The organism is Streptomyces sp. NPDC001604, from assembly GCF_042893475.1.
In the GTDB taxonomy this organism is placed as follows: domain Bacteria; phylum Actinomycetota; class Actinomycetes; order Streptomycetales; family Streptomycetaceae; genus Streptomyces.
In genome coordinates this window covers 504,912-524,645 of record NZ_JBIAUY010000001.1, presented here as the reverse complement: position 1 = coordinate 524,645, position 19,734 = coordinate 504,912, and the positions used below count along the sequence as shown (strand labels likewise).

The window sequence follows — 19,734 nt, the reverse complement described above, 5'->3', positions numbered from 1 at the left end:
AGCAGCACCATGTCGATCGACGTCAACAACGAGTCCGGAACCGAGGTCGACGAGCAGGCGATCCTCGACATCGCCCGCTACGCACTGGCGCGAATGCGCATCCACCCGCTCTCCGAGCTCTCGGTGATCGTCGTGGACGCCGACGCCATGGAGCAGCTGCACATCCAGTGGATGGACCTGCCGGGGCCGACGGACGTCATGTCCTTCCCGATGGACGAGCTTCGTCCGCCGTCGAAGGACGACGACGAGCCCCCGCAGGGCCTCCTCGGCGACATCGTGCTCTGCCCGGAGGTCGCCAAGAAGCAGGGCGAGGAAGCGCACACCCGGCACTCCATGGACGAGGAGCTCCAACTGCTCACCGTCCACGGGGTGCTGCATCTCCTCGGGTACGACCACGAGGAGCCCGACGAGAAGGCCGAGATGTTCGGTCTGCAGGCGGCGATCGTGGACGGCTGGCGCGCGGAGAAGGGCCTGACCGGTCCGTCCCCGGCCCCGACCGTCTCATGAGTCCCCAGATCGTCGCGGGCGCGATCGCCCTGGTCGTGGTCGCCTGGCTCGCCGCCTGCGCGGAGGCGGGCATCGCGCGCGTCTCCAGCTTCCGCGCCGAGGAGGCCGTACGCTCCGGCCGGCGCGGCAGCGCGAAGCTCGCCCAGGTGGCCGCCGACCCGACCCGCTATCTCAATGTGGCGCTGCTGGTCCGCGTCGCCTGCGAGATGGCGGCCGCGGCCCTGGTGACGTACGCCTGTCTGCAGGAGTTCTCCGGCACCACCCGTGCCCTGCTGGCCGCGATCGGCGTGATGGTCCTGGTGTCGTACGTCGCCGTCGGCGTCTCCCCGCGCACCATCGGCCGCCAGCATCCGCTGAACACGGCGACGGCCGCGGCGTACGTGCTGCTGCCGCTGGCCAGGATCATGGGGCCGATCCCGTCCCTGCTCATCCTCATCGGCAATGCGCTGACCCCCGGCAAGGGTTTCCGACGCGGCCCGTTCGCCTCCGAGGCGGAGCTGCGGGCGCTGGTCGACCTCGCCGAGGCGGAGTCGCTGATCGAGGACGAGGAGCGCCGCATGGTGCACTCGGTCTTCGAGCTCGGCGACACCCTCGTGCGGGAGGTCATGGTCCCGCGCACCGACCTGATCGTCATCGAGCGCTACAAGACGATCCGCCAGGCCCTGACCCTCGCGCTGCGCTCGGGTTTCTCGCGCATCCCGGTCACCGGGGAGAGCGAGGACGACATCGTCGGCATCGTGTATCTGAAGGACCTGGCCCGCAAGACGCACATCAGCCGGGACGCCGAGAGCGAGCTGGTGTCCACGGCCATGCGGCCCGCCGCGTTCGTGCCCGACACCAAGAACGCCGGCGATCTGCTGCGCGAGATGCAGCAGGACCGCAACCACGTCGCCGTCGTCATCGACGAGTACGGTGGCACGGCCGGCATCGTCACCATCGAGGACATCCTCGAGGAGATCGTCGGCGAGATCACCGACGAGTACGACCGTGAGCTGCCGCCGGTGGAGGACCTCGGCGAGGACCGCTACCGGGTCACCGCCCGCCTCGACATCACCGACCTCGGCGAGCTGTACGGGCTCGACGAGTACGACGACGAGGACGTGGAGACCGTCGGCGGACTGCTCGCCAAGGCGCTCGGCCGGGTGCCCATCGCCGGGGCGTCGGCGGTCGTGGAGGTGCCCGACGGGCGACAGCTCCGACTGACCGCGGAGGCCGCCGCCGGCCGCCGGAACAAGATCGTGACCGTGCTCGTGGAGCCCGTGGATCCGGCGGACCTGCCCAAGGAGGAGGCGAAAGAGGAGTGAAGCCCGAGGAACTGCGCGGCTTCTGCCTGTCCTTCAACGCGGCGGTGGAGGACTTCCCCTTCGCCCCGGACGTCTCGGTCTTCAAGGTACTGGGCAAGATGTTCGCCCTGAGCTGGCTGGATGCCCGCCCCCTCACGGTCAACCTCAAGTGCGACCCGGAGGACGCGATCCGGCTCCGCAGCGAGTACGAGGGCCTGATCATCCCCGGCTACCACATGAACAAGCGCCACTGGAACACCGTCACGGTCGACGGCGACCTGCCGGACCGGCTGGTCCGGGAGCTCATCGAGGACTCCTACGACCTGGTGGTGGCCGGACTGCCGCGCGCCGAGCGGCTCCGCCTCGACCGCTCCTGAGTGCACCCGCACACGGTACGTATGCTCGGCTCATGACCGACAGCAGCGCGCTTGACCCCGAGGACCGCAAGATCGTCACCCTGGCCCGTTCCGCTCGGGCCCGCAACGGAGTGCCCGAGGGGGCCGCCGTACGGGACGAGACGGGCCGTACGTATGTCGCCGGGACCGTCGACCTGGCCTCGCTGCAGCTGAGTGCGCTGCAGACGGCGGTGGCCATGGCGGTGGCGTCCGGGGCGAAGTCCCTGGAGGCGGCGGCCGTGGTGACGGAAGCCGAATCGGCCTCGGCCCAGGACCTGGCTGCCGTACGGGATCTGGGCGGGGCCGGGACGCCGGTGCTCGTCGCCGGGCCCGACGGAACGGTACGGACCACCGCCACCGCAGGCTGAAAACCGGCCGCTTCAGATCCGTCCGGAATTCACCCTTGCCGTTTCTTCACCTCACGGGCATCAATGGAACCGGTAGTTCCGACGGACCGTCAGATTCACTCCACCCCGCACCGGCGCCCCGCACCGCGCCTGCCGGCTGTCCGTACGGACCTCTCCCATCCATCCCCACATGGCAGTTCCCAGCTTCGGGAAGGGAGCCGGATCCCCATGAGAGCCAAACGGATCAGTACAGGTGCGGCAGTCGCGGTGGGGGCCCTCGCGGCCGTCTCGCTCGCGTTCGCGCCCAGTGCCCTCGCCGTCACTCCGCAGTCGGCGACGATCACCGCCGACTGCGGAAGCTTCGGCGGCGGGCAGGCCACACTCACGGCCACCCAGGACGGCACGGCGGCCACCATCACCGTCACGTCCGCCATCACCGCGCCGATCGCCCTGTCCCAGGACTCGATCTCCTCCACGCTCACCCTGGTCGACGCGAGCGGCGGCAGCACCGCCTTCACCGGCACCAGGAACCCGGCGATGGCCGCCGGCGACCCAGTCACCGTCGGCCCGCTCTCCGGCACCGTCGCCTCCGGCGACAGCCTGGAGGCCTACGGCGGCTCGCTGCAGATGACCGTCTTCGGCATCACCATCACCTGCACCGCGACCGGCCCGCAGTCGCCGGGACCGTTCGTGTTCGACTGAGCCGCTGCCGACGGGCCGTCAGTTTCCGCGAGACAGACGGAAACTGACGGCCCATCAGTTCATTTCGACTTCTCCATTGACTTCTCACGCAATCCCCACATCAATGCCCCCAGTGAGCGCTGAAAGAAGGGGGCACACCCATGGGTTCAACCCGAAGACGCCGTTGGGCGTCGCTGCTCGGCGGGACCGTGCTCGTGGTCACCGCGGGTGGTGCGCTGGCCTGTCCGGCCGGTGCAGCCACCAACGTGGACTTCGCCACGCACTGCATCCCGCCCGCGGTCGCGGGCATCCCGCCGATCGACGGTACGACGACCGCGAGCATCGCGGTGGACAACGCCAGTCCGAAGGTCGGCGACACCGTCACCGTCACCTACACCGTCGTCAAGCCCGCCGCCAGCAACCCCACCGCCATCGCCCTGCCGGCCGACATCATGACGCCCACGGGCAAGGTGACTCTCGGCGGTGCGCAGACGGGCGACGTGACGGTCGCCGGACCCAAGAAGAACGACCCGGTGCCGGGCAACGGCCCCTTCCCGTCGTTCTCCATGACCGGCACCTTCAAGGTCACCGCGGCCGGTGCGATCACGCTCTCGCCCGGCGACTACAACATCCACACCAGCTACATCCTCGAACTGGACACCCCGTGCACGGTGACCAACCCGCCCGCCCCGGTCTCCCAGACCGTCACGGCGACGGACGCCACCCCGGTCAACAACCGTGCCATCACGCTGGGTTCGGCCTCCGGGAACGTCGGTGCCGCCGTCACCGTCACCGGCAGCAAGTTCACGCCGGGCGCGACCGTCACCCTCGCCGGGCGCTCCGGGGACACCCAGACCGCGGACAAGGCGACGGTCACCGCCTCTGCCGACGGCTCCTTCAGCGGCTCCCTCGTCGTCAACGACAAGACGACGACGGGGATCGTGGCGTACGAGGGAAGTGCGTGGAGCGCCGGAAAAGGGGCGGGGCCCGCGGCCTACGTCGTGAACGACACCACCCCTGTTCCGGCCGGCAGTCAGAAGGTCACCACCACGGTGAAGGGGGGCACGCTGTCCATGTCCCAGGCCGGGGACTCCGTCGCGCTCTCGGCGGTCGACTTCGGCAAGGGCGGGGCCTCCACCGGTGCCCTGAACGCCGTCACCGTGAAGGACTTCCGTGGCGGACCCGCGGGCTGGTCCCTCACCGGCAAGGTCACCGACTTCACCGGTCCCGGCGCCAAGATCGATGCCGGGAAGCTGAGCTGGACCCCTGCCTGCACCACCAAGGCGGGCAGCCCGAGCACTTGCCAGGCAGGTTCGGCGGGCACGGTGGGCAGTTCGGGAGCGACCCTGGCGTCCACCCCCAACGGCACGCTGACCGGCGGCGAGTTCACGGCGAACGCGGGGCTCTCCCTGGACGTACCGGCGTTCACGCCCCCCGGGTCGTACGCGGGCGTGCTCACCCTGACGCTCAGCTGACCGTACGGGCGTCCGCACCCGCCCGTTCCCCTCGTCCCGCCGAAGTCCGTGGGGGTCCGCACCCATGCGCAAGCCGTACGTCATCCTCCTGGGCCTCTTCCTGGCCCTCTTCGTCGCGCCCGCACCCGCGCGCGCCGCCGACAACGGCAGCTGGTCCGTCTACCCGGCCGCCTCCAAGGTGGCCGCCCGCCCGTACTTCTACCTCTCCGCCGACCCCGGGACGACCATCGAGGACAAGGTGGTCGTGGCGAACAGGACCGGGCAGCCGCTGAGCTTCCGGCTGTATGCCGCCGACGCCTACAACACCCCCCGCGACGGCGGTTTCGCCGTCAGGACGGTGCAGGAGAAGCAGCGGGGCGTCGGTGCCTGGGCGAAGCCCGCGAAGTCACGCGTGACCGTCCCGCCGCACGGCAGGGTCACCGTCCCCTTCACGCTGCATGTGCCCGAGGGCGCCGAACCGGGCGACCACCCGGGTGCGCTCGTGGCCCTCGACGAAAAGATCGACAAGGGCGACGGCTCCCTCGCGCTCGGTGTGCAGCGGGCGGTAGCCGCACGCGTCTATCTGCGCGTCGGCGGCCCGACCCTCCCCGCGATCTCCGTGGAGAACGTCCACGTCGTCCACCACCAGCCGCTCGTCCCCGGCCTCGGCGACAGCACGGCGACCGTCTCCTACACCCTGCACAACACCGGAAACGTCACCCTCGACCCGAAGGTGGAACTGCGTGCGGAGGGCCTGTTCGGCCGTACGCTCCTGGCCCGCAACCTGTCCCGCATCCCCTCCGAACTGCTGCCGGGCCAGCGCGTCCACCTCACCGAACCATGGCAGGGCGCGCCCCAACTCGACTGGGGAGACGTCACGTTGACGGCCAGCGCCCAGGACACCCGGGAGTCGGCGAGCGCGTCCTTCCTCGCGCTGCCGTGGGCGGCAGCACTGCTGCTGTCGGCGGCGCTGGTGGTGGGGGTCGCCCTGGTGATCAGGGCGCGCAGGGCAGGGGGCGTCCGTGGTCGCGGCACGGCGCTCGAAGCTGTCGTCGCCGCGGCGCGGGGCGTCCGACGGGAGCGGGCCGCGGCGAGGAGGTGAGCTCCGTCACGCGGCCCGGGTGGCAAAGGGTTTCAGAGCGCGTCCGGGCCGCGCTCTCCCGTCCGTACCCGTACGACCGTCTCGACCGGCACCGCCCACACCTTGCCGTCCCCGATCTTCCCCGTGTGCGCGGCCTTGACGATCGCGTCGATCACGGCGTCCGACTCGGCGTCCTCGACGACGACCTCGATACGGACCTTGGGGACGAGGTCGACCTGGTACTCCGCGCCGCGGTACACCTCGGTGTGGCCGCGCTGCCGGCCGTACCCGCTGGCCTCGGTCACGGTCAGACCGTGCACGCCCAGCTCCTGGAGGGCCGTCTTCACCTCGTCGAGGCGGTAGGGCTTGACGATCGCGGTGATGAGCTTCATGCCTGGGACTTGACCTTCTGCGCGGGGGAGAGGACGGAGGACGAGACCGGGGCGCCGTGGCCCAGGACGCCGTGATCGTATGCGGTCTCGGCGTGCACCGTAAGGTCCAGGCCCTTGTACTCCTGCTCCTCGCTCGCCCGGAAGCCCATCGCCTTGTCGATCAGCTTGCCGATGCCGTACGTCACGAGGAAGGCGTACGCGGCCACGACGACCACGGCCACCAGCTGCTTGCCGAGCTGGCCGAGCCCGCCGCCGTAGAGGAGACCCTCGGTGGAGCCGGTCATGGCCTTCTCGGCGAAGACGCCGATGAGGAGGGTGCCGATGATGCCGCCGACCAGGTGGACGCCGACGACGTCGAGCGAGTCGTCGTAGTTGAGCCTGAACTTCCAGCTCACGGCGTACGAGCAGACGACACCGGCGGCGAGTCCCACGACCAGGGCGCCGAGCAGCGAGACCGAGCCGCAGGAGGGGGTGATGGCGACCAGACCGGCGACGGCGCCGGACGCGGCGCCCAGCGTGGTGGGATGCCCGTCGCGCTTCTGCTCCACGAAGAGCCAGCCGAGCAGGCCGGTGCAGCCGGCGGCGAGGGTGTTGAGGAAGGCGGCCGCGGCGAGACCGTTGGCGCCGAGTGCCGAACCCGCGTTGAAGCCGAACCAGCCGAACCAGAGCAGGCCCGCGCCCAGCATCACCATGGGCAGGTTGTGCGGACGCATCGCGTCCTTCTTGAAGCCGAGCCGCGGGCCGAGGACCAGGCACAGCGCCAGACCGGAGGCACCCGAGGTGATTTCCACCGGGAGTCCGCCCGCGAAGTCGAGGGCGCCGAGGCGGTGCGCGATCCAGCCGCCGGGGCCCCACACCCAGTGGGTGACGGGAACGTATACGAGCAGCGCCCACACCGGCACGAAGACCAGCCAGGCCGCGAATTTCACGCGGTCCGCGATCGCGCCGCTGATGAGCGCGGCGGTGATGATCGCGAAGGTGAGCTGGAAGGTGGCGAAGAGCAGGGTGGGCACGGTGCCCTGCACGCTGTCCGGGCCGAGGCCCGCCATGCCGACGTGCCTCAGTCCGCCGATGAGCCCGCCGCCGATGTCGTCGCCGAAGGCCAGTGAGTACCCGGCGGCCAGCCACACCACCGTGACCAGGGCGATCGACACGAAGCTCATCATCAGCATGTTGAGGACGCTCTTCGTGCGGACCATGCCGCCGTAGAAGAGGGCGAGGCCCGGGGTCATCAGCAGGACGAGAGCGGTGGCGGCGAGCAGCCAGGCGGTGTCGCCGGTGTCCGCGTGCGCTGCGGCGAGGGTCGTCACGTCGTCTCCATCGAGGTGGGGGCTCGTCAGAGGGTCACCGGCGTGCGTTTCCGGTTCTGCACGGGCGTGTTTCCGTGATGTTTCGTTGCGTGGAGGTTTCCTGAATCTCACAGGGCGGACAGCGATCGCCCGGTGATCGCTCGGCTGTACGGCGGGGCTCTGTGGATCAGGGAGAATGGGCGCCATGAGCGTTCGTAGTCAGTCATCCGAGCCGTCGGCGTCGTCGGCACCCCACCGCGCCGGCTTCGCCTGCTTCGTGGGCCGCCCCAACGCGGGCAAGTCCACTCTCACGAACGCTCTGGTCGGCCAGAAGGTGGCCATCACCGCGAACCAGCCGCAGACGACGCGTCACACGGTCCGGGGGATCGTGCACCGGGAGGACGCCCAGCTGATCCTGGTCGACACCCCTGGCCTGCACAAGCCGCGGACCCTGCTGGGTGAGCGGCTCAACGACGTCGTACGCACGACCTGGGCCGAGGTCGACGTGATCGGCTTCTGTCTGCCGGCGAACGAGAAGCTCGGGCCCGGTGACCGTTTCATCGCGAAGGAGCTGGCGTCGATCAAGAAGACGCCGAAGATCGCGATCGTCACCAAGACCGACCTGGTGGACAGCAAGACGCTCGCCGAGCAGCTCATCGCGATCGACCAGCTCGGCAAGGAGCTGGGCTTCGAGTGGGCGGAGATCGTGCCGGTGTCGGCGGTCGGTGACAAGCAGGTGGACCTGCTGGCCGATCTGATCGTTCCGCTCCTTCCGGAGGGGCCCGCCCTGTATCCCGAGGGCGATCTCACCGACGAGCCAGAGCAGGTCATGATCGCGGAGCTGATCCGGGAGGCGGCGCTGGAGGGTGTGCGGGACGAGCTGCCGCACTCCATCGCGGTGGTGGTGGAGGAGATGCTTCCGCGTGAGGGCCGGCCCGCGGACAAGCCGCTGCTCGACATCCATGCGTTCGTGTACATCGAGCGGCCGAGCCAGAAGGGGATCATCATCGGGCCGAAGGGTGCGCGTCTGAAGCAGGTCGGCATCAAGAGCCGTAAGCAGATCGAGGCGCTGCTCGGTACGCCGGTGTTCCTGGACCTCCATGTGAAGGTCGCCAAGGACTGGCAGCGGGATCCGCGACAGCTGCGCAAGCTGGGCTTCTGAGTCTTTTCCGGGGGCCAGCCCCCGGACCCCCGCTCCTCAAACGCCGGACGGGCTGATTTTTCAGCCCGTCCGGCGTTTGAGGACGAGGCCGTTCAGGCCGATCGGGGGTCTGGGGGCGGAGCCCCCAGGTACGGGACGGGAAGGGGCGGCGGGGGCGGATCCAAGGTCTGTAGGCCCACCACCCGTAGCAACTGCAGGCGTTCGTACGACTCCGTGCCCGGGCGGGCCGTGTGGACGATGAGCATGTGGTGGGCGTCCTCGTTGAGGAGAACCTCGCAGTCCAGCTCCAGCAGCCCGACCACGGGATGCCGGAAGCGCTTCGTCGACTGCCGGCGCACCGCCACCTCGTGGGCCTCCCACAGCCGCCCGAACTCCTCACTCGACGAACGCAGTTCGGCCACCAACGCAGCCGGCTCCGGATCGTCGGGACGCGCCGCCGCCACCGCCCGCAGATTCGCCACATGGGCACGCGCGTGCTCCGCCACGTCCTCGGGAGGGAACAACTCCCGGGCCGCCGGGTCCAGGAAGAAGCGCCGCAGCATGTTGCGGTCCCGGAGCGGACGGGCGGACGCGTCCCCGCTCAACGCCTTCGACATCGCGTTCTGCGCGAGAACCTCACCGCAGTCGGTCCCCACCATCGCCGGGGTGTCGTGCAGCCGGTCCAGCACCAGCAGCAGGCCCGGCCGTACGTGGGCGGACGCGCCCCCGCGCCGCGGCGGCTCCTCGCCCGTCAGATGGAACAGGTGGTCCCGTTCGTCGTCCGTCAGGCGCAGGGCACGCGCCAGCGCCGTCAGCATCTGGCGGGACGGGCGCGGCCCCCGGGACTGTTCCAGGCGGGTGTAGTAGTCGACCGACATGCCGGCCAGCTGCGCCACCTCCTCGCGGCGCAGGCCCTGTGTGCGGCGGCGGGCGCCGGGCGTGAGCCCCACGTCGGACGGGTCGAGGCGGGCGCGGCCGCGGCGCAGGAAGTCGGCGAGTTCGGCTCGGTTCACCTCTCCAGCGTGCGGGAGTCCGCCCGGCTTATCCAGGGACTGCCGATCCCCCGATCGGGAGGTCTCTCCCGGCGGCGACAACCCCGTTGAAGGCTGGGTCGCGAAGAGAGGAGCAGAACATGCTGACATTGGTGACCGGTACGACGGGACAGGTCGGACGGCGGTTCGTGCCCAGGCTGATCGCCCAGAGCCGGGGCGACGAGCGGGTGCGGGTCCTCGTGCGGGACGCGGCGCGCGGCGAGCGGTTCGCCGAGCTGGGCGCCGAGGTCGTGGTCGGGGATCTGCGGGACACCGAGGCGCTCGCCAAGGCCGTGGCCGGGGTCGACGCCGTCGTGAACGTCGCGGCTGCCTTCCGCGGGGTGCCCGACGAGGAGGCCCGGGCCGTCAACCGGGACGCGGCCGTGGAGCTGGGCCGCGCCGCGCTCGCCGCCGGGGTGCAGCGGTTCGTGCAGGTCAGCACGGGGCTGGTGTACGGCACCGGGCGGGGGCGTCCGCTGACCGAGGAGGACGAGAGCCGGCCCGGCGGGGCGATGTGGGGCGCCTACCCGGAGTCCAAGGCCGAGGCGGAGCGGGCACTGCTTGCGCTGGACGGCATGGACGTACGCATCGGCAGGCTCCCCTTCGTCTACGGCGAGGGCGATCCGCACCTCGCCCAGTCCCTGATGTGGGCCCGGCACTGGGCGGCGACCCAGCGGCTGCAGATGGGCCACCACGCGGACGTCGCCCAGGGACTGCTGCGCATCCTGCACGCTCCGGGCATCGCCGGCCGGATCTACAACATCGCCGACGACACCCCCGTCACGGCGGTCGAACTGCACCAGCTCAACGGCGTCGAGGTCCCCGCCGAGCTCTGCACCCGCACCGACCCCGACCCCTGGCTCGCGATCACCTCGACCGAGCGGATCCGCCGGGAACTCGGCTACCGCCCGCTGTACCCCAGCGTCTACGCGGCCAGGGAAGCCGGAGCCCTGTGAAGCGCCCCGGATCGCCGTAGGCGCCTCAGTCCACGCCTCTGATCCGCCCCACCAGCACCGCCCCCGCCAGCCCGATCACCGCCGACACCAGGTACAGCACCCGGTAGCCGCCGAGATACGTCACGATCGGCGCGGCGAGGGCGGGCGCCGCGACCTGCGGCAGGGCATTGGCCACGTTGATCACGCCGAGGTCCTTGCCGCGGTCCAGCGCCTTCGGGAGCACGTCCGTCATCAGCGCGAAGTCGACCGAGGTGAAGACGCCGAAGCCGACCCCGAGCACCGCCGCCGCGACGAGCGCGCCCGGCCAGGTCTGCCAGCCCGCCAGCGCCGCCGTCGCCACCGCCATCAGCACACCCGACCAGATCACGAACGGCTTGCGCCGCCCCACCCGGTCCGACCAGACCCCGCCCACCACGACCGTGGCGAGCAGCGTCACCCCGTTCACGGCCGTCAGGATCAGCACGCCCTGGTCGGGGTCGCCGTAGTGGAGGCCGTCCCGCAGGTAGTAGAGCAGGTACAGCAGCACGAGAGCGTTGCTGAGGTTGATCAGGAAGCGGGTCAGCCAGGCCCAGCCCAGGTCCGGATACCGGCCCGGACTCAGCCAGAACCCGGCGGCGAAGGACCGCCACGACCACTCCGGCCGGTCCGCCGCCGCCAGCCGCAGGTCCTCGTAGCCGAGGACGTACGGCACCACCCCCACCACCGTGAACACCGCGCAGGCCGCATACCCGGCCCCGACGCCCCCGGCCACCGTCGCGAGCCCCGTCCCGCCGACCACGCCGAGGATCTGCGCGGCCCCCAGCCAGCCGCCCACCGAGCCCCGCTGGAGCCGCGGCACCCGGTCCGGCACCGCGGCCGTCACCGCCGCGAACGCCGCGTTCAGCGTCAGCTGCACCAGACACCAGCCGGCCGCCATGGTCCACACCCCGCCCGCGCCCGCGAGCAGCAGCAACGACAGCCCGCCGCCCGCCGCCCCGGCCACGATCCACGGCGTACGGCGGCCCCGGCGGGACGTCGTGCGGTCCGAGAGGGCGCCGAAGAGCGGGTTGGCGACCAGGGACACCACCGCCCCGGCCCCCGTCACCCACGCCAGCATCGTCTCCTTGGACATGCCGGAGCCCGGCGCAAAGTCCTTCGCCTGGGAGGCCAGCAGGATCTGCAGGGGGCCGTACCAGCCCACCCAGATCGCCCCGTTGGCCAGCGAGAGGGCGGACGTCCAGCCGCGGCCGACCCGTTCGACGGGCTCGGCGAGTGCCTCCGCGGGCCGGGTGGCGGTCATCTCTGCGCCCGCAGCACATCCCGGAACCAGCCGTACGAGGACTTCGGCGTCCGCTGCTGCGTCTCGAAGTCGACGTGCACCAGGCCGAACCGGCGTTCGTACCCCTCCGCCCACTCGAAGTTGTCCAGCAGCGACCACACGAAGTACCCGCGCACGTCCACGCCCGCCTCGACGGCCTTGTGCAGGGCCCGGAGGTGACCGTCGAGGTAGGCGATCCGGTCCTGGTCGTCGAGGCCCGGGTAGGAGCAGCCGTTCTCGGTGATGACTACGGGCGGGAGGCGGTCGCCGTAGCGTTCCCGGAAGCCGGTGAGCAGTTCCGTCAGGCCCTCGGGGACCACGGGCCAGCCGAAGTCCGTCACCGGCACGCCCTCGATCTGCCGTACCGAGAAGGGGAGTTCGGCCGGGATGGTCAGACCGCCGAACTCGATGTCCTCGCCCTGTGGGGCGCCCACCCGGGTCGGCGCGTAGTAGTTGACGCCGTACCAGTCGAGGGGTTCCGAGATGACCTTCAGGTCGGACTCGACGTCGCCCGGCATCAACTCGCCGATGCCCTCCGGGTACTGGCCGAGCAGCAGCGGGTCGGCGAACAGGCGGTTCAGCAGCAGGTCGTAGAAGCCCGCCGCCTCCACGTCCGCGCTCTCCTCGGAGGCCGGCCAGGTCGGCCCGTGCGAGTTGGCGATCCCGATGTCCGTGGCGCCGGACGCGCGCAGGGCCCGTACGGCCAGACCGTGGGCCAGCAGCTGGTGGTGGGCAACCGGAAGCGCGTCGAAGAGCAGCTGCCTGCCGGGTGCGTGCGCGCCCAGCGCATGGCCCAGCAGCGTGTGTTCGGCGGGCTCGTTGAGGGTGATCCACTTCTTCACCCGGTCGCCCAGCCGCTCGGCGACGACGGCCACGTACTCCGCGAAACGGGAGGCCGTGTCCCGTTCGAGCCAGTCCAGCGCGACCGGCAGGTCCCAGTGGAAGAGCGTGGGGACCGGCCGTACGCCCGCGGCCAGCAGCTCGTCGACGAGACGGTCGTAGAAGTCGAGGCCGCCCGCGGAGCGCACCCGCGGCCAGGAGACCGAGAAGCGGTACGCGTCCACGCCGAGGTCGGCGAGGAGGGCCACGTCCTCGCGGTAGCGGTGGTAGTGGTCGCAGGCCACCGCCGCGGTCGAGCCGTCCTTGACCCGTCCCGGCTCGGCCGTGAAGGCGTCCCACACGGACGGCTCGCGCTCGTCCGCAGCGCCCTCGATCTGGTGGGCCGAGGTCGACACGCCCCACACGAAGCCGGCCGGGAAGCGGGGTATCGGGTTGCCTGCATCAGAAGCCATGGGCGGGATCATCCTTACCGGCGGTAACGGAAGTCAACGCCCAGGCATGAACTGCCGGTTACGCCCCTTCCTTCAGTACCCGGCGGATCAGTTCGCGCTGCTCGTCCGTGAGCCGGGGATCGGCCGCGTACACCGTCTTCCCGTCCACCGTGATCTCGTAGCTGAAGCCGTCCGGCACCCCGAGCGGAGGCGTGCCCCGGCCGGACGCGAGCGCGCGTTCGGCCAGGGCCTGCCACTCCTGGGCGTCGGGCCGGCCCGAGGTGTCCACCTCGGCATGGCGTTCGATGCCCGCGAACCCACCCGTACGCCTCACCTGAATACGCATGGGTCCCTGTCTAGTACGCGGTCAGAGGATCCGCACCCCTACCTGTTCCCACGCCTTCTGTACGGCCTGGAGCTCCTCGCCCTCGTTGAAGCGTGCCTTCGCCGCCGCGACCGTGAGCTTCGCGAAGTCGTTGAACAGCGCCTGCGAGGACAGCTCGCCGCCGGTCAGGACGTCGTACCAGATCTGTCCGGCCTTCTCCCAGGCATGGCCGCCGAGTGCGGAGGCGACCAGGTAGAACGCGTGGTTGGGGATGCCGGAGTTGATGTGGACGCCGCCGTTGTCGCGGCCGGTGCGGACGTAGTCGTCCATGGTCGCGGGCTGCGGGTCCTTGCCGAGCACGTCGTCGTCGTACGCCGTGCCCGGTTCCTTCATGGAGCGCAGGGCCTTGCCGGTGACGCTCGGGGCGAGCAGCCCGGCGCCGATCAGCCAGTCGGCCTCGGCGGCGGTCTGGCCGAGCGTGTACTGCTTGATGAGCGAGCCGAAGACGTCGGACATCGACTCGTTCAGGGCGCCCGGCTGGCCGTAGTAGGTGAGGTTCGCGGTGTGCTGGGTGACGCCGTGGGTCAGCTCGTGGCCGATGACGTCGATCGGGATGGTGAAGTCGAGGAAGATCTCGCCGTCGCCGTCGCCGAACACCATCTGCTCGCCGTTCCAGAAGGCGTTGTTGTACTTCTCGTCGTAGTGGACGCTGGCGTCCAGCGGCAGGCCGTCGCCGTCGATCGAGTGGCGCTGGTAGGCCTTGAGGTAGAGGTCGAAGGTGGCACCGAGGCCCGCGTAGGCGCGGTTGACCGTGGCGTCCTTGACCGGCGCGGCACCTTCGGCGCGCACCTTCTTGCCGGGCAGGTGGGTCTTGTGCCCGGCGTCGTAGATGGTGCGCAGCGGCTGGTCCGCCGGTGCCTTCGCCGCCGGCGCGGCAGCGAGGCCGAACTCGGCCGTCACGCGGCGGCGGCCGCGCAGCTCGCTGTCGCGCATCAGGGTGCGGCGGGCGGGACCGGAGAGTGCGGGGTCGTCGTGCCGGGCCAGCTTGTCGAGGACATGCGGCGGTACGACGGTGCAGAAGACGGGCTCGAAGCCCCCGTTGGTCGTCATGCCCGGCACCCTTGCACTGAGTTATGCCCGTGTCACTACCCGCAACCATGATTGGTGAAATATGCGGACAGGGAAGCGCACGCTCCGTGACGAAGTGGTATGGCGCACTTTTTGTCCCTTTTATCTTGCGGGTCCCGCATACTGATACGGCGCCCCGCATCCGAAGGGGCTCGGCTAGCATGCTGTGCATCATGCGTTTCGGGCTGCTTCTTCTTAGCTGCCGCGGCGAGGGCCTGTAGTCCAGGTCGACTCCCTCCCCGCGGAGCTTGGCGTTGCGTCGTCGGCCGTCCTTCCGGACACCCTGAGGAGCCCGAGTCATCATGGCGAACCGCCAGCAGCCCAGCACCATGCCGATCCACAAGTACGGACAGTACGAGCAGGTCGACATCCCCGACCGCACCTGGCCCGAGAAGCGGATCACCCAGGCCCCCCGTTGGCTGTCGACCGACCTGCGTGACGGCAACCAGGCCCTGATCGACCCGATGTCGCCCGAGCGTAAGCGCCGGATGTTCGACCAGCTGGTCAAGATGGGCTACAAGGAGATCGAGGTCGGCTTCCCCGCCTCCGGCCAGACGGACTTCGATTTCGTACGGTCGATCATCGAAGAGCCCGGCGCCATCCCCGACGACGTCACCATCTCCGTACTGACCCAGGCCCGCGAGGACCTGATCGAGCGGACCGTCGAGTCGCTGAAGGGCGCGAGGCGCGCCACCGTCCACCTGTACAACGCCACGGCGCCCGTCTTCCGCCGGGTCGTCTTCCGCGGCTCCAAGGACGACATCAAGCAGATCGCCGTCGACGGCACGCGCCTGGTGATGGAGTACGCCGAGAAGCTGCTGGGCCCGGAGACCGAGTTCGGCTACCAGTACAGCCCCGAGATCTTCACCGACACCGAGCTGGACTTCGCGCTGGAGGTCTGCGAGGCGGTGATGGACGTCTACCAGCCGGGTCCGGGCCGCGAGATCATCCTCAACCTGCCCGCCACCGTGGAGCGTTCGACCCCGTCGACCCACGCCGACCGCTTCGAGTGGATGGGCCGCAACCTGTCCCGCCGCGAGCACGTCTGCCTGTCGATCCACCCGCACAACGACCGCGGCACCGCCGTCGCCGCCGCCGAACTGGCACTGATGGCCGGCGCCGACCGCGTCGAGGGCTGTCTGTTCGGACAGGGCGAGCGCACCGGCAACGTCGACCTGGTCACCCTGGGCATGAACCTGTTCTCGCAGGGCGTCGACCCGCAGATCGACTTCTCCGACATCGACGAGATCCGTCGCGTGTGGGAGTACTGCAACCAGATGGAGGTCCACCCGCGCCACCCGTACGTGGGCGACCTGGTCTACACGTCCTTCTCCGGCTCCCACCAGGACGCCATCAAGAAGGGCTTCGACGCGATGGAGGCCGACGCGGCCGCCAAGGGCGTCACCGTCGACGACATCGAGTGGGCCGTCCCGTACCTGCCGATCGACCCGAAGGACGTCGGCCGCTCCTACGAGGCCGTCATCCGCGTCAACTCGCAGTCCGGCAAGGGCGGTATCGCCTATGTCCTGAAGAACGACCACAAGCTGGACCTGCCGCGCCGGATGCAGATCGAGTTCTCGAAGATCATCCAGGCGAAGACGGACGCCGAGGGCGGCGAGGTCACCGGCTCCGACATCTGGTCGGTGTTCCAGGACGAGTACCTGCCGAACCCCGAGAACCCGTGGGGCCGTATTCAGGTCAGGAACGGCCAGTCGACGACCGACACCGACGGCGTGGACACGCTGCGGGTCGAGGCGACCGTCGACGGCCAGGACACCGTCCTGACCGGTACCGGCAACGGCCCGATCTCCGCCTTCTTCGACGCGCTGCAGAAGGTGGGCGTGGACGCCCGGCTGCTGGACTACCAGGAGCACACGATGAGCGAGGGCGCCTCCGCGCAGGCGGCTTCCTACATCGAATGCGCGATCGACGACAAGGTCCTGTGGGGAATCGGCATCGATGCGAACACGACTCGTGCGTCGCTGAAGGCGGTTGTCTCGGCGGTCAACCGCGCCGCCCGCTGACCCGTCTGACCGGGCATTTCGGGGCCCCGATCGTCGTATACGGCGATCGGGGCCCCGTCACTTATCGGCCATCTGTTCGTGGAGGTCACGGAAAGGTCTCTTCCAGGGTGCTGACTACGCCTCACCGATGTGGCTAACATCACGGGCACCGCGACGATGTTGCCGCGGTGTTAAGGAGGTGCGACGTGCTGCCAGTACGGGGACGAAACGGCCGAGCCGCCAGGCCTGCGCGCCTCCTGGGTACCCGCACCGCGTGGACACCCGTCGGGGACGGCGAGTTCTTCTGCCCGGGCTGCGGGGGTGACCGCAACTACCAGCGGCTGACCGGCCACCGCCGTTTCATGCTGCTCGGGGTGCCCGTGCTGCCACGCGGCGAGACCGCGCCGGTCGTCGAATGCGCCGCCTGCCGCCGTCACTTCGGCACGGACGTCCTCGACCACCCCACCACCACCCGCTTCTCGGCGATGCTCCGCGACGCCGTCCACACCGTCGCGCTCGCGGTGCTGGCCGCGGGCGGCACCTGTTCCCGTACGGCCCTGGAGGCCGCCGCGAGCACGGTCCGCGCGGCGGGCTTCGACGACTGCACCGAGGACCAGCTGAACGCGCTCGTCGAGGCGCTGGCCGCGGACACCGGCCGCGCCTACGGTCAGTCCTGCGGCGCCGGGCTCGCCATAGAGCTGCACGAGGCCCTGGATCCGCTGGCCCCGCACCTCGCCCCGGTCGGCCGCGAATCGATCCTGCTGCAGGGCGCCCGCATCGCCCTCGCCGACGGCCCGTACACCCCCGCCGAACGCGACGTCCTGGCCACGGTGGGCGCGGCCCTGACCATCTGCTCGGACGACGTGACGAGGCTGCTGGCGGCGGCGCGTACGCCGTCCTGAGCCGTACGCCGCTCCCGCCGTTACTCCCGCGGGAGTAACGGCGCCGCGGTACCACCCCCGGCAGTACCCCTGAACTCGCCCTCACGCCCGACGAACCGTCCCCCGCCCGCCGGGAGTCTGGAACCGACCCAGACATCCCGACCGGAGGGAGGCCCGTCGATGGGGGCCGCAAGGACAGGAACACGGGGACGGCGTGCCGTGCCCTGGGTGGTGCTCGGGCTGTGGGTGGCGGCGCTCGTGCTCGCCGGGCCGTTCGCCGGGAAGTTCTCCGGCATCCAGCAGAACCGGTCCGTGGACTACCTGCCCGACAGCGCCGACTCCACCCAAGTGGCCCGCATCCAGGACCGGTTGCCGGGCGGACAGGCCACCGACCTGGTGCTCGTCTACCACCGCGACGGCGGCCTCACCGCGGCCGACCGGGAGAAGGCGGGCGTACAGGTCGCCGAGATCGGGAGCAAGTACGAGCTCAGTGGCACCCCCAAGGCGGTCCCGTCCCGTGACGGCACCACCCTCATGTACCCGGTCTCCAGCACCCGGCCCGGCCAGGACGACAAGGCGCGGGACGCCTTCGTCGACGGCGTGCGCGCGCTCGCGAACGGCGGCGCGGGGCTCAGCGTGGAGGTCGGCGGACCGGGCGGCCTGCAGACCGACATGAGCAAGGTGTTCGGCTCCATCGACGGCACCCTGCTCTACGCCACCCTCGGCGTCGTCACGGCCCTGCTCGTCCTCATCTACCGCAGCCCCTTCCTGTGGCTGGTGCCGCTCGCCGTCGCCGGGGTCGCCGCCGGCATGGCGATGGCCGCCGCGTACGGCCTGCACGAGGCGTTCGGCGTCACCGTCACCGGACAGAGCGGCGGCGTGATGACGGTCCTCGTGCTCGGCGCGGGCACCGACTACGCGTTGCTGCTCATCTCCCGCTACCGGGAGGAGCTACGACGCCACGAGCGCCCGTACGACGCCATGCGCGCCGCCCTGCGCGGCTGCGGCCCTGCGGTCCTCGCCTCCTCCGGCACCGTCGCGGCCGGACTGCTGTGCCTGCTCGCCGCCGACCTCAACAGCAGCCGTGGCATGGGCCCGGTCGGCATGGTGGGCGTGCTCGCCGCACTCGTCGCGATGATCAGCCTGCTGCCCGCCCTGCTGGTCCTCCTCGGCCGCCGCGTCTTCTGGCCGCTGATCCCGGCCTTCGGCAGCGAGCCCAAGGCGCGGCGGTCGCTGTTCGCGGCGATGGGCAGCTCGGCCACGCGCCGCCCGGTCGTCGTACTCGCCACAGGTGCCGTGCTCCTCGGCGCGCTCGCGCTGGGCGCCCTCGACCTCCCCGGCACCCTCAAGCAGGAGGACTCCTTCACCCGGCGGCCCGAGTCGATCTCCGCCGCCCGGACCCTGGCCCGCGCCTACCCCGGGCACAGCAGCCAGCCCATCACCGTCATCGCCCCCACCCCCAAGGCCGATGCCGTCCTGGCCAAGGCCCGCACGACGGACGGGGTCGCCCAGGCGACGACCGGCCGCACCGGCTCCGGCTGGACGGAGATCTCCGTCTACGCCACCGCGGCCCCCGAGTCGAAGGGGGAGACCCGCACCATCGAGGCGCTGCGCGCCGGGCTCGACGACACCTACGGCACCTATGTCGGCGGACCCAGCGCCCAGCAGCTCGACCTGGCCGACAGTCAGGCCCGGGACCGCGAGGTCGTCGTGCCGCTGGTTCTCGCCGCCGTGTTCGTGATCCTCGTAGGCCTGCTGCGGAGCCTGGTCGCGCCGCTGATGCTGCTCGTCGCGGTGGTCGCGGTGTGGGGCGCGGCGCTCGGGATCGGCGGGCTGGTGTTCGGGCCGGTGCTGGGCTTCGCCGGCACCGACTCGGGGCTTGGGCTGTTGTCCTTCGTCTTCCTGGTGGCCCTCGGCGTCGACTACGGCATCTTCCTCATGCACCGCATGCGCGAGGAGTCCGTCGCCGGTGCCGAGCCCGAGGCGGCGGCGCTCACCGCGCTGCGCACCACGGGCGGGGTCATCGCCTCCGCGGGTGTCGTACTCGCCGCGACCTTCGCCGTGCTCGGCACGCTGCCACTGGTACCGCTGGTCGAGCTCGGGTTCGTGATCGCGGTGGGTGTGCTGCTGGACACCTTCCTCGTCCGGACGTACCTGGTGACGACGGCGAGCATGCTGCTGGGGCGCCGGGTGTGGTGGCCGGGGCGGCTGTCGCGGACGCCGGAGCCGGTGCGGGCCGAGCGGCAGCCGGAGCCGGTCTGAAGCACGGAAG

General features: G+C 70.7%; 19 protein-coding genes. 12 read left to right on the top strand and 7 right to left on the bottom strand.

Translation table 11 applies throughout. The features are described from left to right. Positions 1 to 9 precede the first annotated feature (9 nt). From ybeY to ACFY1E_RS02450, 7 genes are all read left to right on the top strand, one after another. Positions 10 to 507, top strand: coding sequence for an rRNA maturation RNase YbeY (gene ybeY / locus ACFY1E_RS02480; protein ID WP_389070472.1), 498 nt, complete (start codon positions 10 to 12; stop codon positions 505 to 507). Further along, positions 504 to 1,811, top strand: coding sequence for a hemolysin family protein (locus tag ACFY1E_RS02475; protein WP_389070470.1), 1,308 nt, complete (start codon positions 504 to 506; stop codon positions 1,809 to 1,811). The genes ybeY and ACFY1E_RS02475 overlap by 4 nt, the downstream gene beginning before the upstream one ends. Continuing rightward, positions 1,808 to 2,167 (top strand): MmcQ/YjbR family DNA-binding protein, encoded by a 360-nt coding sequence (locus ACFY1E_RS02470; RefSeq protein ID WP_389070467.1) that lies wholly within the window; start codon positions 1,808 to 1,810, stop codon positions 2,165 to 2,167. Before ACFY1E_RS02475 ends, ACFY1E_RS02470 begins: the two co-directional genes overlap by 4 nt. A 32-nt stretch (positions 2,168 to 2,199) precedes the next feature. Next, a complete protein-coding gene (locus ACFY1E_RS02465) occupies positions 2,200 to 2,553 on the top strand; it encodes a cytidine deaminase (protein ID WP_389070464.1) in 354 nt (117 codons plus the stop codon). Between the two features lie 207 nt (positions 2,554 to 2,760). Beyond that, entirely contained in the window at positions 2,761 to 3,234 is a 474-nt protein-coding gene (locus tag ACFY1E_RS02460; RefSeq protein ID WP_389070462.1) for a hypothetical protein, read from the top strand. Between the two features lie 140 nt (positions 3,235 to 3,374). Next, entirely contained in the window at positions 3,375 to 4,688 is a 1,314-nt protein-coding gene (locus ACFY1E_RS02455) for a beta-xylosidase (RefSeq protein WP_389070459.1), read from the top strand. Positions 4,689 to 4,752: 64 nt separating this feature from the next. After that, positions 4,753 to 5,769, top strand: a complete 1,017-nt coding sequence (locus ACFY1E_RS02450) for a WxL protein peptidoglycan domain-containing protein (protein ID WP_389070457.1) — start codon at positions 4,753 to 4,755, stop codon at positions 5,767 to 5,769. A gap of 32 nt (positions 5,770 to 5,801) precedes the next feature. On the opposite strand, the gene ACFY1E_RS02445 is transcribed toward ACFY1E_RS02450, so the two are convergent. Together ACFY1E_RS02445 and ACFY1E_RS02440 are read right to left on the bottom strand one after the other, a co-directional pair. Continuing rightward, positions 5,802 to 6,140 (bottom strand): P-II family nitrogen regulator, encoded by a 339-nt coding sequence (locus ACFY1E_RS02445; RefSeq protein WP_389070454.1) that lies wholly within the window; start codon positions 6,138 to 6,140, stop codon positions 5,802 to 5,804. Beyond that, positions 6,137 to 7,450, bottom strand: a complete 1,314-nt coding sequence (locus ACFY1E_RS02440; protein ID WP_389070452.1) for an ammonium transporter — start codon at positions 7,448 to 7,450, stop codon at positions 6,137 to 6,139. The genes ACFY1E_RS02445 and ACFY1E_RS02440 overlap by 4 nt, the downstream gene beginning before the upstream one ends. A 175-nt stretch (positions 7,451 to 7,625) precedes the next feature. Between ACFY1E_RS02440 and era the strand changes: the two genes are divergently transcribed. Then, complete coding sequence (era, locus tag ACFY1E_RS02435) at positions 7,626 to 8,591, top strand: GTPase Era (RefSeq protein WP_351470793.1); 966 nt, start codon at positions 7,626 to 7,628, stop codon at positions 8,589 to 8,591. 92 nt (positions 8,592 to 8,683) lie between these two features. On the opposite strand, the gene ACFY1E_RS02430 is transcribed toward era, so the two are convergent. Beyond that, positions 8,684 to 9,583 (bottom strand): helix-turn-helix transcriptional regulator, encoded by a 900-nt coding sequence (locus ACFY1E_RS02430; RefSeq protein WP_389070449.1) that lies wholly within the window; start codon positions 9,581 to 9,583, stop codon positions 8,684 to 8,686. Between the two features lie 119 nt (positions 9,584 to 9,702). Here ACFY1E_RS02430 and ACFY1E_RS02425 point away from each other — a divergent pair, with 119 nt between their 5' ends. Next, the gene (locus ACFY1E_RS02425; protein WP_389070446.1) at positions 9,703 to 10,557 is read left to right on the top strand and encodes an NAD-dependent epimerase/dehydratase family protein; all 855 of its coding nucleotides are present in this window, start codon (positions 9,703 to 9,705) and stop codon (positions 10,555 to 10,557) included. A gap of 25 nt (positions 10,558 to 10,582) precedes the next feature. On the opposite strand, the gene ACFY1E_RS02420 is transcribed toward ACFY1E_RS02425, so the two are convergent. Genes ACFY1E_RS02420 through ACFY1E_RS02405 form a run of 4 tightly spaced genes read right to left on the bottom strand, consistent with a single transcriptional unit; the run spans position 10,583 to position 14,560 of the window. Beyond that, entirely contained in the window at positions 10,583 to 11,836 is a 1,254-nt protein-coding gene (locus ACFY1E_RS02420) for an MFS transporter (RefSeq protein ID WP_389070444.1), read from the bottom strand. Next, complete coding sequence (locus ACFY1E_RS02415; protein WP_389070441.1) at positions 11,833 to 13,146, bottom strand: GH1 family beta-glucosidase; 1,314 nt, start codon at positions 13,144 to 13,146, stop codon at positions 11,833 to 11,835. The genes ACFY1E_RS02420 and ACFY1E_RS02415 overlap by 4 nt, the downstream gene beginning before the upstream one ends. Before the next feature lie 58 nt (positions 13,147 to 13,204). Continuing rightward, positions 13,205 to 13,471: a protealysin inhibitor emfourin gene (locus tag ACFY1E_RS02410; protein WP_389070439.1), complete on the bottom strand. Its 267-nt coding sequence runs from the start codon at positions 13,469 to 13,471 to the stop codon at positions 13,205 to 13,207. A 21-nt stretch (positions 13,472 to 13,492) separates the two neighbouring features. After that, complete coding sequence (locus tag ACFY1E_RS02405; protein WP_389070436.1) at positions 13,493 to 14,560, bottom strand: M4 family metallopeptidase; 1,068 nt, start codon at positions 14,558 to 14,560, stop codon at positions 13,493 to 13,495. Between the two features lie 320 nt (positions 14,561 to 14,880). On the opposite strand from ACFY1E_RS02405, the gene leuA reads away from it, so the two are divergent. From leuA to ACFY1E_RS02390, 3 genes are all read left to right on the top strand, one after another. Continuing rightward, positions 14,881 to 16,602: a 2-isopropylmalate synthase gene (gene leuA / locus ACFY1E_RS02400; RefSeq protein WP_389070434.1), complete on the top strand. Its 1,722-nt coding sequence runs from the start codon at positions 14,881 to 14,883 to the stop codon at positions 16,600 to 16,602. Positions 16,603 to 16,787: 185 nt separating this feature from the next. Continuing rightward, positions 16,788 to 17,483 (top strand): TerB family tellurite resistance protein, encoded by a 696-nt coding sequence (locus ACFY1E_RS02395; RefSeq protein ID WP_389070432.1) that lies wholly within the window; start codon positions 16,788 to 16,790, stop codon positions 17,481 to 17,483. A 159-nt stretch (positions 17,484 to 17,642) separates the two neighbouring features. Next, positions 17,643 to 19,724, top strand: a complete 2,082-nt coding sequence (locus ACFY1E_RS02390; protein WP_389070429.1) for an MMPL family transporter — start codon at positions 17,643 to 17,645, stop codon at positions 19,722 to 19,724. Positions 19,725 to 19,734: the final 10 nt, after the last annotated feature.

Coding starts and splice junctions, on each gene's coding strand:
- ybeY (WP_389070472.1), top strand. CDS start 10: ATGTCGATCGACGTCAACAACGAGTCCGGAACCGAGGTCGACGAGCAG.
- ACFY1E_RS02475 (WP_389070470.1), top strand. CDS start 504: ATGAGTCCCCAGATCGTCGCGGGCGCGATCGCCCTGGTCGTGGTCGCC.
- ACFY1E_RS02465 (WP_389070464.1), top strand. CDS start 2,200: ATGACCGACAGCAGCGCGCTTGACCCCGAGGACCGCAAGATCGTCACC.
- ACFY1E_RS02460 (WP_389070462.1), top strand. CDS start 2,761: ATGAGAGCCAAACGGATCAGTACAGGTGCGGCAGTCGCGGTGGGGGCC.
- ACFY1E_RS02455 (WP_389070459.1), top strand. CDS start 3,375: ATGGGTTCAACCCGAAGACGCCGTTGGGCGTCGCTGCTCGGCGGGACC.
- ACFY1E_RS02450 (WP_389070457.1), top strand. CDS start 4,753: ATGCGCAAGCCGTACGTCATCCTCCTGGGCCTCTTCCTGGCCCTCTTC.
- ACFY1E_RS02445 (WP_389070454.1), bottom strand. CDS start 6,140: ATGAAGCTCATCACCGCGATCGTCAAGCCCTACCGCCTCGACGAGGTG.
- era (WP_351470793.1), top strand. CDS start 7,626: ATGGGCGCCATGAGCGTTCGTAGTCAGTCATCCGAGCCGTCGGCGTCG.
- ACFY1E_RS02425 (WP_389070446.1), top strand. CDS start 9,703: ATGCTGACATTGGTGACCGGTACGACGGGACAGGTCGGACGGCGGTTC.
- ACFY1E_RS02420 (WP_389070444.1), bottom strand. CDS start 11,836: ATGACCGCCACCCGGCCCGCGGAGGCACTCGCCGAGCCCGTCGAACGG.
- ACFY1E_RS02415 (WP_389070441.1), bottom strand. CDS start 13,146: ATGGCTTCTGATGCAGGCAACCCGATACCCCGCTTCCCGGCCGGCTTC.
- ACFY1E_RS02410 (WP_389070439.1), bottom strand. CDS start 13,471: ATGCGTATTCAGGTGAGGCGTACGGGTGGGTTCGCGGGCATCGAACGC.
- ACFY1E_RS02405 (WP_389070436.1), bottom strand. CDS start 14,560: ATGACGACCAACGGGGGCTTCGAGCCCGTCTTCTGCACCGTCGTACCG.
- leuA (WP_389070434.1), top strand. CDS start 14,881: ATGGCGAACCGCCAGCAGCCCAGCACCATGCCGATCCACAAGTACGGA.
- ACFY1E_RS02390 (WP_389070429.1), top strand. CDS start 17,643: ATGGGGGCCGCAAGGACAGGAACACGGGGACGGCGTGCCGTGCCCTGG.